At 67.3% G+C, this 12494-nt stretch carries 9 protein-coding genes; 3 read left to right on the top strand and 6 right to left on the bottom strand.

The window, feature by feature from the left end:
* Positions 1-14: 14 nt before the first annotated feature.
* Both LX13_RS09090 and LX13_RS09085 read right to left on the bottom strand, forming a co-directional pair.
* Positions 15-1109, bottom strand: coding sequence for an inositol-3-phosphate synthase (locus LX13_RS09090; protein WP_253661015.1), 1095 nt, complete (start codon positions 1107-1109; stop codon positions 15-17).
* Positions 1102-1749 carry a PadR family transcriptional regulator gene (locus LX13_RS09085; RefSeq protein ID WP_253661014.1) on the bottom strand — a complete coding sequence of 216 codons (648 nt, stop codon included), beginning with the start codon at positions 1747-1749 and terminating at the stop codon, positions 1102-1104. Before LX13_RS09085 ends, LX13_RS09090 begins: the two co-directional genes overlap by 8 nt.
* A 243-nt stretch (positions 1750-1992) precedes the next feature.
* On the opposite strand from LX13_RS09085, the gene LX13_RS09080 reads away from it, so the two are divergent.
* Genes LX13_RS09080 through LX13_RS09070 form a run of 3 tightly spaced genes read left to right on the top strand, consistent with a single transcriptional unit; the run spans position 1993 to position 6263 of the window.
* On the top strand, positions 1993-2397 hold the full coding sequence (locus LX13_RS09080) for a DUF5318 family protein (RefSeq protein WP_253661793.1): 405 nt from the start codon (positions 1993-1995) through the stop codon (positions 2395-2397).
* A 48-nt stretch (positions 2398-2445) separates the two neighbouring features.
* A complete protein-coding gene (locus tag LX13_RS09075) occupies positions 2446-4665 on the top strand; it encodes a transglycosylase domain-containing protein (RefSeq protein WP_372499899.1) in 2220 nt (739 codons plus the stop codon).
* Between the two features lie 14 nt (positions 4666-4679).
* A complete protein-coding gene (locus LX13_RS09070; RefSeq protein ID WP_253661013.1) occupies positions 4680-6263 on the top strand; it encodes a glycosyltransferase family 87 protein in 1584 nt (527 codons plus the stop codon).
* A 38-nt stretch (positions 6264-6301) separates the two neighbouring features.
* On the opposite strand, the gene LX13_RS09065 is transcribed toward LX13_RS09070, so the two are convergent.
* From LX13_RS09065 to LX13_RS09050, 4 genes are read right to left on the bottom strand one after another with little or no spacing between them, the layout of a single operon-like run.
* Entirely contained in the window at positions 6302-6877 is a 576-nt protein-coding gene (locus LX13_RS09065; RefSeq protein WP_253661012.1) for a GNAT family N-acetyltransferase, read from the bottom strand.
* Positions 6874-8364, bottom strand: a complete 1491-nt coding sequence (locus tag LX13_RS09060; protein ID WP_253661011.1) for a glycosyltransferase family protein — start codon at positions 8362-8364, stop codon at positions 6874-6876. Before LX13_RS09060 ends, LX13_RS09065 begins: the two co-directional genes overlap by 4 nt.
* A 3-nt stretch (positions 8365-8367) precedes the next feature.
* Positions 8368-10326, bottom strand: coding sequence for a DUF7064 domain-containing protein (locus LX13_RS09055; protein WP_253661010.1), 1959 nt, complete (start codon positions 10324-10326; stop codon positions 8368-8370).
* 36 nt (positions 10327-10362) lie between these two features.
* Complete coding sequence (locus tag LX13_RS09050; RefSeq protein WP_253661009.1) at positions 10363-12366, bottom strand: DUF7064 domain-containing protein; 2004 nt, start codon at positions 12364-12366, stop codon at positions 10363-10365.
* Between the last annotated feature and the right edge of the window lie 128 nt (positions 12367-12494).

The following is a 12494-nucleotide window of genomic DNA, read 5'->3' as shown; positions in this document are numbered from 1 at the left end:
GTACTACGGACGGATCACTCAGCAGCGCTGATGAACTCCTCGAGCTCCACGCGAGCGACGTCGTCGGCCATCTGCTCCGGCGGGCTCTTCATCAGGTAGGCCGAGGCCGGCAGGATGGGGCCGCCGATGCCGCGGTCGAGGGCGATCTTCGCCGCGCGGACCGCGTCGATGATGATGCCTGCCGAGTTGGGCGAGTCCCAGACCTCGAGCTTGTATTCGAGGTTCAGGGGCACGTCACCGAAGGCGCGACCCTCGAGGCGGACGTAGGCCCACTTGCGGTCGTCGAGCCACGCGACGTGGTCCGAGGGTCCGATGTGGACGTTCTTGTCGTCGATCTTGCCGGCCAACGAGCCGTGCAGGTTCGAGGTCACGGCCTGGGTCTTCGACACCTTCTTGGACTCGAGACGCTCACGCTCGAGCATGTTCTTGAAGTCCATGTTGCCGCCGACGTTGAGCTGGTAGGTGCGGTCGAGCGCGACACCGCGGTCCTCGAAAAGCTTCGCCATGACGCGGTGGGTAATGGTGGCACCGACCTGGCTCTTGATGTCGTCGCCGACGATGGGGACGCCCGCGGCGCGGAACTTCTCGGCCCACTCCGGGTCGGAGGCGATGAACACGGGCAGTGCGTTGACGAAGGCGACGCCCGCGTCGATGGCGCACTGCGCGTAGAACTTGTCGGCCTGCTCGGAGCCCACCGGGAGGTAGGACACGAGGACGTCGACCTTGGCGTCCTTGAGGGTCTGCACCACGTCGCCGCCGTCACCGTCTGCTTCGGTGATGGTCTCGCGGTAGTACTTGCCGAGGCCGTCGAGGGTGTGGCCGCGCTGAACGGTCACGCCGGTCGGGGGGACGTCGGCGATCTTGATGGTGTTGTTCTCCGAGGCGAAGATGGCCTCGGACAGGTCGAATCCGACCTTCTTGGCGTCCACGTCGAACGCGGCGACGAACTCGACGTCGCGGACGTGGTACTTGCCGAACTTCACATGCATGAGGCCGGGAACGGTCACGTTCTCGTCGGCGTCCTGGTAGTACTGCACGCCCTGAACCAGGGATGAGGCGCAGTTGCCCACGCCCACAATGGCTACGCGCACAGAGTTGTTGTCACCCATGGTCGGGCTCTCTTTCTGTATTCGGTGTTACTGACGTTGCTTCGCCGGTGGTTGCCGACGGGACGGATGTGGCCGCGGTTTCGGACACATCCGGTTCGACGATCGCTGCGTCGTCGGCGGCTGCCGACGATTCAGCGGCGATGAGCTCGTTGAGCCAGCGCACTTCACGCTCACTCGACTCGAGACTCAATTGGTGTAGCTGTCGGGTGTAGCGGTCCACTGCACGATTGGACCGTCCGACGGCATCTCGCAGACCTTCGCGACGCTCCTCGACCTGGCGACGACGCCCTTCGAGGATCCGCATACGGGCCACTGCCGGCGTGCGGCTGAAGAATGCGAGGTGCACTCCGAAGCCGTCGTCGGTGTAATTCTGTGGTCCGGTGTCTGCGACCAGTTCGGCGAATCGTTCTCGCCCCGCGGGTGTCAACTTGTACACCCGGCGCGCACGTCGTTTCAGGGTTCCCTGCGGACCGGTTTCCTCGGCGATGATTCCGTCGGTCTGCATTCTCCGCAGAGTCGGGTACAGCGAGCCGTACGAGAAGGCCCGGAAAGCACCCAACAGTCCGGTGAGCCGCTTGCGCAGCTCGTATCCGTGCATCGGGGTGTCCAGGAGCAGTCCCAGCACTGCGAGTTCCAACATTGCTTTCGATACTCCTTCCCGACCTGTCGAACGAACGTGTGCAGCAATTATTACACGCAATGTATCGGCCCGATATAACTGGGATAGGAAACCACGTGTGAACTGGGGTTTACCGAGCCGATTCGGCCGGGTGTCCGGCCGGGGCCGCGAGTTGTGGCCCCCGATGTCATCGGAACGGTGATCGGGGTTGGGGCCGAACCTGTGGATGGTCGCGGAGCTGCACGTACTCTTGATGACGTGCTTGTGCAGAGACAGACGGTCGATTACGCGCTGCAGCGCCGATCGCTGCTGTCCGACGTCTACGCAGGACGCGCGGCCATGCGAACCGTCTGCGACGCGGATCCGTATCTGTTGCGCGCGGCGAAGTTCCACGGTCGACCCAGTACGGTCCTGTGCCCGGTCTGCCGCAAGGAACAGCTCACCTTGGTGTCTTGGGTTTTCGGTGACAAGCTGGGCACGGTCTCCGGGTCGGCACGCTCGACCGAGGAGATCACCCGGCTCGCGGAGTCCGCCGAGGAGTTCACGGTGCACGTGGTGGAGGTCTGCCGGACGTGCCGGTGGAACCACCTGGTGCAGTCCTTCGTTGCAGGGCTGCCCGTGCGGCCCCGGGCACGTCGGACCAGACGCGTGGCGGGCACCGGTGAGTGACCCCCTCCTCACGGCGTCGTGCCGACGCGGCCGGGAACAGTGTGTTCGATCGATGAGTATGGAGACGTGGTTGTGAGTAACGGAACCGGCGCGCAGCCGCGCACCGTCCGCCAGAAGAAGCGCACGCGGCTCAAGATCGTCGCCTGGGTGTTCGGGCTCCTCGGCAGCCTCGTGCCGCTGGGCGTCGTGGTCATGGCAGTGGTGTTCCTGTTCACCTACCTGGGCCAGTCGGTACCCGGCCCCGACGACATCAAGCAGAACCAGGTCGCGACCATCCTCAACTCGAACGGCGGCGAGATCGCGCGCATCGTGCCGCCCGAGGGGAACCGCACCGACGTCACGATCGACAAGATCCCCAAGTCGGTCCAGGACGCGGTCATCGCGGCCGAGGACCGTCAGTTCCGGAGCAACTCCGGGTTCTCGATCAGCGGTCTGGCGCGCGCGGCGATCGGGCAGGTCACCAACAATGCCGACGCCGGCGGTGGATCGACGATCACCCAGCAGTACGTGAAGAACGCCCTCGTCGGTGACGAGCGGAGCTACACCCGCAAGTTCAAGGAACTCGCGATCGCCACGAAGATGTCGAACGAGTGGTCCAAGGACGACATCATGGCCGCCTACCTGAACACCATCTACTTCGGTCGTGGCGCCTACGGCATCTCGGCGGCGTCGCAGGCCTACTTCAACAAGGACGTCTCCGCCCTGACCGTCCCCGAGGCCGCGGTCCTCGCCTCCTCGATCCGGTCGCCGTCGTTCTACGACCCGGCCACCAACATCGCCGCGGCCCAGGCGCGGTGGCGCTATGTGCTCGACGGCATGGTCACCATCGGTGCGCTGAGCCCGAGCGACGAGGCCACGCTGAAGTACCCGCGGGTCGCGGCGGTCAAGGACGTCTCCGGCAGCGTCACCAACGGTCCCAACGGACTGATCAAGACGCAGGTCCTCGCCGAGCTGAACTCGCTGAACATCTCCGAGCAGCAGGTGCAGACCGAGGGCTTGAAGATCACCACCACGATCGACCCCCAGGTGCAGCGCTCGGTCGTCGCCTCGGCCAACGGCCAGCTCGAGGGCGAGCCGAAGAACATCCGCGACGCGGTGGTCTCGATCGACCCGAAGACCGGTGGCGTGAAGGGCTACTTCGGCGGCAACAGCGGCCAGGGCTTCGACTACGCCCAGGCGGGTTTGCAGACCGGCTCGTCGTTCAAGGTGTTCGCACTCGTCGCGGCGCTCGAGCAGGGTGTGCCGCTGTCGAAGGTCTACAGCTCCTCGCCCTTCGAGGCGCCGGGCGGACTGACGGTGACCAACTCCGACGGTGAGAGCTGCGGCTCGTGCAACCTCGCAACGGCACTGAAGCTGTCGCTCAACACCGTCTACTACCGACTGATGATGGACCTCGACGGCCAGGCGCAGGCCGTGGCCAACGCCGCACACCAGGCCGGTATCGCCGAGAGCTTCGGCGACATCGCCAAGACGTTGCAGAACACCGACGGCACCGGCGTCGAGGGTGGCGTCGTCCTGGGCCAGTACCCCTCGCGCGTCATGGACATGGCGTCGGCGTACGCCACGCTGGCGAACTCCGGTGTCTACCACGCCCCGCACTTCGTGCAGAAGGTCGAGACCTCGGACGGGACCGTGCTCTACGACCGCAAGCCCGACGCCGGCCAGCGTCGCTTCTCGGCCGCGGTGGCCGACAACGCGACCGCGGCGATGGAGCCGATCGCGGCCGCATCGCGTGGACACGCCCTCGACGACGGCTCGCGTCCGTCGGCGTCGAAGACCGGCACCACGCAGCTCGGCGACACCGGACAGAACAAGGACGCCTGGATGGTCGGCTACACGCCGTCGCTGTCGACCGCGGTCTGGGTCGGCACCGATCGCGGTGTCGCACTGACCAACTACCAGGGCTCGATCGTCTACGGCTCGGGTCTCCCGTCGGACATCTGGCAGGCCGCGATGGATGGCGCCCTCAACAACAAGCCGATCGAACAGTTCCCGGACCCGGCGGAGATCGGTGGCGTCGCGGGTGTTCCCTACGAGGCGCCGGTGACGACCGAGCAGCAGACGCGTAGCTCGCAGTCGCGCAGCGAAGAGGAATCCACCGGTCCGAGTGAGACACTCGCCCCGCCGTCGCTGACACTCGCACCGGGCGTGACCATCCCGCTGCCGGGCGCACCCACCCCGCAGGAGGTGGAGCCGACGCCGCGAGGCAACGGAAACGGCAACGGTAACGGTAACGGCAACGGCAACGATCCCGGCGCCGGGCCGTAGGCGTCCGGGCCGAGATGACACAGTGGGATTCGCCGACACGGCTGTCGGCTGATCTTCGCGAGGACTCCGAACGCGAGCTCCCGACGCGGACCGACGTCATCGCGCGCGAGGCGTCGATCGCGGTGGGTGGCCCCCTCGGGTTACACGCCGTCGTCGGACGCAGTCGCTACTTCACGCCACTGCGCGTGATCATGCTGTTCGCGTTGATCGCGCTGGCTCTCGGCTGGTACGGCAAGGCGGCGTGCCTGCAGCAGGCGCCCAAGGCGGGCACCCAGACGCTCGAGCTCGACTGGAGTCAGCACCGGCAGTACATCGCCATGTGTTACTCCGACACCGTCCCGCTCTACACGGCCGAACGCCTCGACACCGGTGCGCTGCCGTACAAGTCGTCGTGGTTCCAGAAGGGTCCCGACGGGGCGACCGAGCAGCGCTACATGGAGTACCCGGTCGTGACCGGCATGTACATGTACGGCGCGGCGCAGGTCGCGCACGGCTGGCAGTGGATGCACGAGCACTGGGGTGTCCCGTCGGCGCTCGACGTGGTGCTGTTCTTCAACGTCGTCGCGCTGGGGCTCGCGCTGTTCTGGCTCGTCACCATCTGGGCCACCGCGCTGACCGCCGGGGTGCGGATCTGGTCGGCGTCGATCGCTGCTCTCTCGCCACTGGTGATGGTGCACATCTTCACCAACTTCGACGCCATCGCGACCGCGCTGCTGGCCCTGGCCATGCTGGCGTGGGCCCGTCGAAACCCGTGGGCCACCGGCATCTTCCTCGGGATCGGGGTGGCCGCGAAGTTGTATCCCGGGCTGCTGCTGATCCCGCTGCTGGTCCTGTGTCTGCGCGCGGGCAAGGTGCGGGAGTTCACCGTGACGGCGTTGGTGGCCGTGGGTACGTGGCTGGTGGTGAACCTGCCGTTCATCGTCGGGACCCCGACGGGGTGGTGGGAGTTCTTCCGCTACAACTCCGATCGTGGCATCGACCCCGACACGTGGTTCAACGTGGTCAGTTCGGTGTCGAACTACGACTGGGGCGCCGCGGCCGACGGGAAGTCGGCGCTCGTCAACGCCCTGTCGCTGGGATTGTTCGCCCTGGTGTGTGTCGGCATCGCGTTCATCGGTCTGCATGCGCCCACCCGACCTCGACTGGCGCAGTTGATGTTCCTGGTCGTCGCGGGGTTCCTCGTGGTGAACAAGGTGTGGAGTCCGCAGTACTCGCTGTGGCTGGTCCCGTTGGCGGTGCTGGCGATCCCGCGGACGAAGCTGCTCATCGCGTGGATGGTGCTCGACGCCCTGGTGTGGGTGCCCCGGATGGGGTTGTACCTCCCGGAGAACGTCAAGTGGCTCCCCGAGCCCTACTTCATCGGTGCGGTGGTGATCCGCGGGATCGCGGTCGTCGGCCTGTGTGCGCTGGTGGTCTGGGAGATCTACCACCCTCGACACGACGTGGTGCGCAACACCTCTCGCGGTGGTTTCTTCGACGACCCGGGTGGCGGCGTGCTGGACAACGCTCCCGACACGCTCCGACTCCGTCGTCGTGAACGTGCGGTCGAGCCCGATGCGCCCGAGCCCGAACACCGAGAGCCCGTCCCGCAGCTGTAACCCGTCGAGTGGGCGGATACGGACGCCGACTGGGCAGTTCAGGCGATGCGCGCCTGGAGACGCTCCCGACTGGCCGGCCACTCGTCGTCGGTCATGGCGTATTGCGCCGTGGTGCGCCACGTTCCGTCGGGGAGTGGACGATGCTTGCGCAGCAACCCCTCGAAGGTCGTGCCGAGCTTGAGGATGGCCGCTCGCGACTGCGCGTTGCGTTCGTCGGTGTGCCACACGATGCGGACCGCGCCCGTCACCTCGAAAGCGTGCTGCAGCAGAAGCAGTTTCGCTTCCGGGTTGACCGCGGTGCCCTGGACCCGCTTCGAGTAGAAGGTGTATCCGATCGCCGCTGCCCGGTTGAGTGGGTCGATGTCGTAGTAGCTGGTGGTGCCCACGAGGGTGTCGTCGCGCCGGTCGATGACCGCGAACGCGAACCGCCTCGGGTCATCGATCGCGGTCTGGATGGCCCGTGTCGCCGACGCCGTGTCCGTGGGGACGGTGGTCCAGCGAAAGGCGTCGGGTTCGTCGACCGCCGCTGCGAGCGCCGACGCGTCGTCGAGAAGGAGGGGCCGCAACAGCACGTGGCTGCCGGCCAGCGTCGGCGATCCGAGCCAGGTCGTCATACGGCGACGGTATCGGGGACCTTGCCGGGTGGGCCAACGGTTTTCCGGACGTACATGCGCACCGGGGCGCGCACGAACGCGAAGACCAGGATGGCCAGCAGCAGCGCATGCGTCCACACGCCGAACTGCACCCCGCCCATCACCCACCACTTCATCGGCGAACCGGAGGTGTAGATGCCGAAGAGCCGGAAGATGGTGAGGTCCAACGAGAGATCGGCCAACAGGTACAGCACGATGATCGGCCAGGCCACCCGCAGCAGCACGAAGAACGGCAGGATCCACAACGTGTACTGCGGCGAGTGGACCTTGTGGAACAGCATGAAGCCGGCCAGCATCGCCGCCGACACCCCGATCCACGGGTAGGGCTCACCGGTACGCCACACGCGCACACCGAGATAGACGACCAGGACGAACGACGCGAGGATCAGCAGCGGCGAGGCGATCCCGACGACCGAGTTGTAGCTGATGTCGGCGGCGTCGGTGAGATGCCGGACACCCCAGTACCAGATCGAGTTCGTGTCGACGTCCGAGCGACGTTTGCCCTGGAACGACAACGCCGCCTTCCACCCCTCGAAGCCGAGGATCATGAACGGCAGTTGAGCGGCCAGGACGGTGACGATCGCCGCGCCGGTCACCCAGGCGGCACCGACCCAGTCCAGCCCGGCCCGACGGATCGACAGCATCCGACCACGCAGACCTCCGGAGAGCCCGGCCTCGTCGGGTTGTTCGATCGACCAGTCGCCCGCCGAGCGCGCGCCGTGACCGCGGGTGAGCACGTAGGCGACCAGGGGTACGACGAACAGTCCCGGATACAGCTTGAGCGAGAAGCCGATCGACAGCAGGACCGCCGCGATGATCGCCGCCGTCAGGAACGGGATCCGTCGGCGCCCGGTCCGCGACGACTCCTGTGCACCGAAGTACATGACGGCGACGGCGCCGACGACCGTCGCCACCACCGGCATCTCCCAGTTGTGGAACGAGTACAGGATCAGTGGCGGGGTGGCGGCCCACAGCAGGGCGCGCCAGCGGGTCATCAGGCCGAGCAGGACGGTGATCAGGATGCCGAACGGCAGCAGGATCAGGGCCGAGTGCTGGAAGAACTGGGTGTCGGTGTGTGCCCCGATGGCGCCGAAGTACATCAGCAGTCCCGACAGCACCGGGTACTCCACGACGCCGCCGTAGAGGACGCCGTCGGAGGTGATCCCACCGTGGATGTAGGGGAAGACGTGGTTGTTGATGTCGCGGCCGATCCACAGGAACTGCAGATCGGAGTAGCACGGCATGAGCAGCTCGTTCTTGCCCACCGGCCAGTGCTCGCTGCGACCGTCGGCGAAGTAGGGAGCGCCGCCGCAGTCGAGTTTCCCGAGGTAGCCGAGCCACATGAGGATCAGGCTCAGGACAACCAGTACGAGGAGGACGACGGCGATGTTGCCGCGCGCCGCCAGCAACCGCAGCCGCCATCGATCGGTGGTGGAGACGGGGGGCATGGGCTACAGGTTAGGGGATCCGGTGTTCCACTCCACCCAGCCGACTCCCCGGCGACCGTCCGACCGGGTGAACTCGCCCCACGCCCGTGGCATCACGCTGACCGAGCCCCGGACACTCTGCGTCCGCTGGGGCGCCTGGGCGACGGCGCGGAAGGTCATGGTCATCGATCCCGGTTCGAGGGCGAAGGTCATCGCCCGCACCTGGTCGGGGTCGGTGTCGGCATCGACGAGCCGGCACTTGTCGAGCGCCAGCAGGGGTGCGGCGGGTTGCTGGGCGTAGCCCATCGAGATCGACGGCAACGACGGCAGGCGGATGTCGACTCCGTGCACGCGGGTGCCGTCCTCGAAATGGGCCGACAGCCAGAACCACTGGATGTGCCACCAGTTCTGTCCGTCCCATGCGTGGTCGCGTTGGCCGGGCGCATCGACGGGGATCGGTTCGGTGGGCAGACCGTCTCCGGCCAGCGTGATGGAGCCGGTGACCATGCACGGGATCTCGTAGACGCGAGTCAGGTCGTACTGGTAGGGATCGCCGGAGGTGTACCAGTGCAGGTCGAGGCGCACACCCACCGGACGGCCACCGACCCCGCGACCGACCCCGGCGGGATCGTCGTAGGCGGCACCGACGGCGTCGACCGTGACGTGCACGTGGGCCAGCGGGATGACCGGGACGTGCGTCGCGGACATGGTCTGGGTGCGGACACTCTGCATTCGGCCGAGGTCGAAGCCGGACTCCGTGACCGTGACCGTCGGGATGTGGGGCCCGGACACGGCCAGCGCGAACCACCCGTCCGGGTTCTCCGGTCCGACCCCGAACCGCAGGAACGCGCCGATGCCTGCTGCGGGGTCGGCGACGTCGAGGTACCACGTCTCGTTCCACTCGCCGCCGGGCTTCGGCGGGTGCGCCGACTCGTCGGTCGGGTCGACGTAGGTCATCACCGAGCGGGCCGCGCCGACCGGCCGCGAGCCGTCGAGGTCGGTGAGGAACGCGCAGGCACGACCGAACAACGTCAACCAGAGTTCGTCGGAATCGGGGGCGGGGTCGGTCGCCGACCACGACACGAGCACGTTGACCAGGCAGATGAAGGCGTTGTCGCGGACGTCGCGTCGGAGGGATTCGAGACTGCCGGACGCGGCGTCACTCAGCGACTCCTGATAGACCGTGATCAGGGTGTCGCCGTAGTCGAGTCGCATCGACCGGTCCATGGTGCCGAGGAAATAGGCGAGGTCGGTGGCCGCGAGACCCCACGAGATGCCCTGCCAACCGGTGATGGTGATCGGCCGGTCCGACCCGGATCGGCCGAGCAGGATGTTGCCGAGACGGAAGTCGCCGTGGACCACGCCGCGCGGGGCGGAGGTCTGTTCGCGGTGGGCGACGATGGCGTCGATCGACGCGACGATCCGGTTCGCGACCGTGAGGTCACGCAGGTCGATCCGCTCGCCGAAGTTCTCGACGAATCGCACGTACAACTCGCCGAGGCGACGGTGATCGATCGGCTCGGTCGCCGGGATCCACTCCACGCGGGCGGCCCGACGACCGAACGTCGCGTGCACGTCCGCCAGCGCGGCGACCGTCAGATGCGCCTTGCCGCGGGTCAGCCCGACCAGCTCGTTGCCGTGGCGGACCGGTCCGGCATCGACGAGGACCAGCCAGAACTCCCTGCGTGCGGGGTCGAAGTGGGCGTGCAGACATGGTGCGACGGTGCGCAGGGCGAGCGCGGGAGGTCGCGAGTAGAAGAGGTGGTCCCGCCGGAAGGGTTCGTCGGATCCGGTGTGGTCGGGACGTGCCGACTTGACGATCACCGTGGCCGGACACGACGGGTCCCGAGAACTCAGGTGCACCCGCACGGTCACCGACGTGGTCGAGACAGCGAACGGCTCCACGCTGAACCCGTCCACCACCCCGACGACCTGCGTCAGCCAGTCGACGGTGATGTCGTCGGTCGACCACCAGTGCGCCACCGGACAACGATAAGAGGCGTCCGGCTCCGACGGTGCTCAACCCGGCAGGTTGCGGTTCCATTCGACCCACCCGACGCCGTGGCGGCCGTCGGTGTCGGTCCAGGTTCCCCATGCGCGCGGGAAGTACGCGACCCGGCCGTCTTCGGCCACCAGGCGCAGCGGTCCGTGTCCCAGCGGGTGGAAATCGAGGGCGATGGCGCCCGGCTCGATCCGCAGGGCCGTCGACCGGGCGAGCCCGTCGTCACCGATCACCTCGGTGGCCCGGTGCGTGCCGAGCTCCGCCGTGGGCTGTCCCGGGTGCTGGGCGTACCCGATGCTGATCGCCGGGATCTGCGGGATGCGCAGGTCGAGTCCGTGGAGATGGGTGCCGTCCGGGAAGTGCGACGTCGTCCACACCCAGTCCATGCCCCACCAGTCGCGGACACCCCAGGAATGGTCGCGTTGGCCTGGGGCGTCGATCGTGATGGGTGCGGGGTCGATGCCGTCGCCGGAGATCGTGATGGTCCCGCTGACGCGGCAGGGGATCTCGTAGCGCGGGGTGAGGCGATACAGATACGGGTCACCGTCGGTGTGCCAGTGCAGATCGAGGGTCACCTGCACCGCTCGACCTCTCGGGTCGTCGCCGAGGATGTCGGCCGGATCGTCGAAGGCCTCACCGCGGCCGGTGAGCGTCACGTGGGCATGGGTCAGCTCCTCGACGATCTCGTGGGTCGCGGTCAGGGTGTCGGTGGAGACGGCGAGGTCGTCCGGTGGCGTGAGAGCGAAGTCGAGGATCGCGATGGTAGGGAGGCCCGGGCCGCAGATCATGGCGGTGTACCAGGCGTTGTCGAGTGCCGGCGTGATGCCGAGCCGGACGAAGGCGCCGATGCCGGCCGCCTCGTCGGCGACGTCGAAGTACCAACTCTCGTTCCAGAGTTCCTCGACGCCCGGGGTGTGGGCGCCCTCGTCGGTGGGCTCGGGGCGCAACGGGGTGGGGTCGGTGGGCTCGGGGAGCAGCGCGACGGCGTCGAGATCGAGGGCGTGTTCGCAGTTGCGGCTGAACGCGGCCATGAACATCTCGTCGCCGCGGTCGGTGCGCTCGACGAGCATCGGGGACACGATCGCCATGATGATCCCGAAGAACGTCTGCAGCCGGACGTCCTCGCGGAACTCGTCGAGGCGGGCGGGCGCCTTGTCGCCGAGACCGTCGTAGTAGAGCGTCACCAGCTCATCGGCGTGTGCGCGGCGGTTCTCGGTCGTCATCGCTGTGCCGAGGAAGTACGACAGATCGCTCGCCGCCGCGCCCCAGGTCACCGTCTGCCAATCGACCGCGATCACCGGGCGGGAGGCGTCGTCGGTGCTGAAGAGGAGGTTGTCCAGCCGGTAGTCGCCGTGCACCAGGCCTGCGGCGCTCACGGTGTCGGTCGAGAGCTCCTGGTAGCGCTCGAATCCGGCGATCAATGTGTCCGCGACGACGACGTGTCGTGCGTCGAGGCGTTCGGAGTACCGCTCGACGAAGCCGGTGTAGAGCATGGACAAAATGGCACCGGTGATGGGGGATTCGCGGTTGAGCCACGGCGCGGACTCGAGCGAGGGGTGTCCGATGCACGGCGCGTGCAGCTCGGCGAGGGCGGCGATCGCGAGGCGGGCCGCCTCCGGGGATGCGCCGTCGAGCTCGTTGCCGACCGTCGCCGGACTGACGTCCTCGAGGACGAGACAGAACGTCCCGGTCTCGGGTACGTACTCGGCGTGCAGGCACCCGGCCAGCGCGCGGCTGTCGATCGACGGCGCCACGTCCTGGTAGAAGCGGACCTCGCGTTCGTAGAGGCCCATCGACACACCGGAGTTGCGGCTCGTCTCGTCGGAGGCGGCGACCTTGACGATCACCGCTGCGGGTCCGCCGCCTGCGGAGTAGGTGAGGGTGACGCGATGGTTCTCGCTCACCTGGCCGGTGCCGATACGTTCGGTGGAGAACTCCGACACCGTGCCGGTGCCCACGACCGAGGACAACCATTCCGGCGTGAGGTCGGCGACGGAGGCCACTGCGAGTGAACTGGTCATGGCTCGAAACGTAACGCAGGTCACGTCTCGAAGAAGCAGATTCGCGATCCTGTTCCAACGACGGCGTCGCCGGCCACGATTTCGCTGGTCACAGGACACTGATGTAGCCTTGCCCGGTTGCCGACGCA

The organism is Williamsia maris, assembly GCF_024171815.1.
In the GTDB taxonomy this organism is placed as follows: Bacteria; Actinomycetota; Actinomycetes; order Mycobacteriales; family Mycobacteriaceae; genus Williamsia_A; species Williamsia_A maris.
The sequence above is the reverse complement of the archived record's forward strand: the minus strand, read 5'-3'. Positions and strand labels throughout refer to the sequence as shown.